Source organism: Tepidibacillus decaturensis (assembly GCF_001561915.1).
Lineage (GTDB): Bacteria > Bacillota > Bacilli > Tepidibacillales > Tepidibacillaceae > Tepidibacillus_B > Tepidibacillus_B infernus.
In genome coordinates, this window is the sequence record NZ_LSKU01000001.1 from 1,819,332 (window position 1) to 1,821,669 (window position 2,338).

A 2,338-nucleotide genomic window follows, 5' to 3' on the forward strand; every position below is an offset into this window, starting at 1 on the left:
TAGGTGGCGGGTAGTTCACTTTAACAAATAAAGGAATTTAAAAGGGGGATGATCATGAAAGGAAAAGTTTTAAGAAAATGGTTCAAACGCTATTTATTTATCATTTTGGGTACTTTTTTTGTTGCTATAGGATTGGAAACATTTCTCATTCCCAATCAAATAATTGATGGTGGCATTATTGGATTATCGATTATCTTAAGCGAACTGACAAATTATCCGCTTGGTTTTTTATTGTCATATTAAATATTCCTTTTTTGTTTGTTGGCTACAATCAGATTGGAAAAACATTCGCAATCACTACACTTATTTCAGTTGGCTTTTTGTCCATCTTTGTCTCATTTGTCCATCAATTTGATGTGATAACAGGAGATATGTTTCTAGCTACTATTTTTGGTGGGATTATCCTAGGTATTGGTGTAGGTCTCATTATTAGAAACGGAGGATCCTTAGATGGAACAGAGATCATTGCAATTTTAGCAAATAAACGTTTTGGTTTTTCTGTTGGTGAAATTGTGATGTTTTTTAATATTTTTATCATGACTGGGGCTGGGATTGTCTTTACCTGGGAAAGTGCGATGTATTCTTTAGTTGCTTATTTTATTGCCTTTAAAACGATTGATATTGTGATCGCTGGCCTTGATGAGTCAAAGTCTGTTACGATTATTTCCGATCAGCCTGATTTGATTGCCGAAAAGATAATTGCTAGACTTGGCCGTGGAGTTACACACATATATGGAAAAGGTGGCTATACTAAAGAGGACAAGGAATTATTATACGTAATTGTCACAAGACTAGAGGTGGCAAAGTTGAAATCGATCATTGAAGAAATAGATCCTAATGCCTTTGTTGCGATTGAACATGTTAACGATGTCATGGGTGGTAGATTCCAAAAAAAATCCATCCATTAAATAGTTTATTCATATAGATTGGAGAATTCTTTATGCATCAGTTACCAGAAACATTTAAATCAAGAATGAAACAGTATTTAAATAAAGATTATGAATCTTTTATCAAAACCTACGAACAATCACATACACAGGGATTAAGAGTAAATACTTTAAAATTAACCACGGACCAATTCTTATCTCTCTCACCCTTCCATCTTCAAGTCGTTCCTTGGACAGCGGAAGGCTTTTATTATCAAGAAGAAGATCGACCTGGTAAACATCCATACCATGCCGCTGGTTTATACTATATTCAAGAACCTAGTGCAATGGCTGTTACAGAGGTTTTAGATCCACAGCCTGGTGAAAAAATCTTAGATCTAAGTGCTGCTCCTGGTGGGAAGTCAACACATATTGTCACCAAAATGAAAGATAAAGGGTTGCTAGTAGCCAATGAAATTCATCCAACACGAGTAAAGGCTTTATCAGAAAACTTGGAGAGATTTGGTGCAAAACATATTCTCGTTACCAATGAATCTCCAAATCATTTAGCCAAGATCTTTCCAGAATACTTTGATCGTATCCTAGTAGATGCCCCATGCTCTGGCGAAGGAATGTTTCGTAAAAATCCTGAAGCGATTGCGGAATGGTCTGAATCACACGTCCAATATTGCGCTATTCGTCAACAAGACATTTTAGATGAAGCACAGAAAATGCTAAAACCAGGTGGTACATTGGTATATTCAACTTGTACCTTTGCTCCAGAAGAAAACGAAGGTACGATTGCAAGGTTTATTGATAAATACCCTCAATTTGAAATTGAACCAATCCCTGATACTTTAGCAGGTTTATTTAAAAGTGGTGAACCAAAATGGGTTGAAAATGACGATTCATCTAAGCTTCAATTTACCCTTCGCTTATGGCCACACCACATTCAGGGAGAAGGTCATTTCATTGCGAAACTACGTAAAAAAGAATCAACAGTAGAAGCCACATTTAAGCCGATGAAAGTTAAATCTTTACCAGAAGCCGTTCAATATTATCGTTCATTTGCTAAGGAACATTTGAGCGAGGTTGCTGAAGGGATTTTTCACTCTTTTGGAGATCATCTTTATCTTGTACCTGATGGTCTTCCAGATTTAAAAGGAATCAAAGTGGAGCGATTAGGTCTCCATTTAGGAGAATTAAAGAAAAAAAGATTTGAACCAAGTCATGCTTTAGCCATGGCTTTATCGAAAAATCATGTAAGGCAGTTCCTACCTTTAAATTTAGAACAGGCGGAAAAGTATTTGCGTGGAGAGACACTTCAAGTAGAATCCAATCAGACAGGCTGGACTTTGGTAACGATCGATGCTTACCCATTAGGCTGGGGTAAAATTTCTAATCATCAGTTAAAAAATCATTATCCAAAAGGATTAAGATGGAAGTAAGTAATCATTTGACATTATAAAAAA

Annotated in this window: 2 protein-coding genes and 1 pseudogene; all 3 read left to right on the forward strand. The window is 36.0% G+C overall.

Annotated elements, in window-relative coordinates; genetic code table 11:
• Window positions 1-54 precede the first annotated feature (54 nt).
• Window positions 55-638, forward strand: a pseudogene (locus tag U473_RS08585) (YitT family protein); the annotation flags it as partial.
• Window positions 624-908 (forward strand): YitT family protein, encoded by a 285-nt coding sequence (locus U473_RS15225; RefSeq protein ID WP_235589152.1) that lies wholly within the window; start codon window positions 624-626, stop codon window positions 906-908. The pseudogene U473_RS08585 and the gene U473_RS15225, both read left to right, overlap by 15 nt.
• Before the next feature lie 32 nt (window positions 909-940).
• Window positions 941-2,314: an RsmF rRNA methyltransferase first C-terminal domain-containing protein gene (locus U473_RS08590; protein WP_068725354.1), complete on the forward strand. Its 1,374-nt coding sequence runs from the start codon at window positions 941-943 to the stop codon at window positions 2,312-2,314.
• Window positions 2,315-2,338 lie beyond the last annotated feature (24 nt).

What these genes read in the sequence shown, in the direction of transcription:
- U473_RS08590 (WP_068725354.1), top strand. Translation starts at nt 941, where the DNA reads ATGCATCAGTTACCAGAAACATTTAAATCAAGAATGAAACAGTATTTA.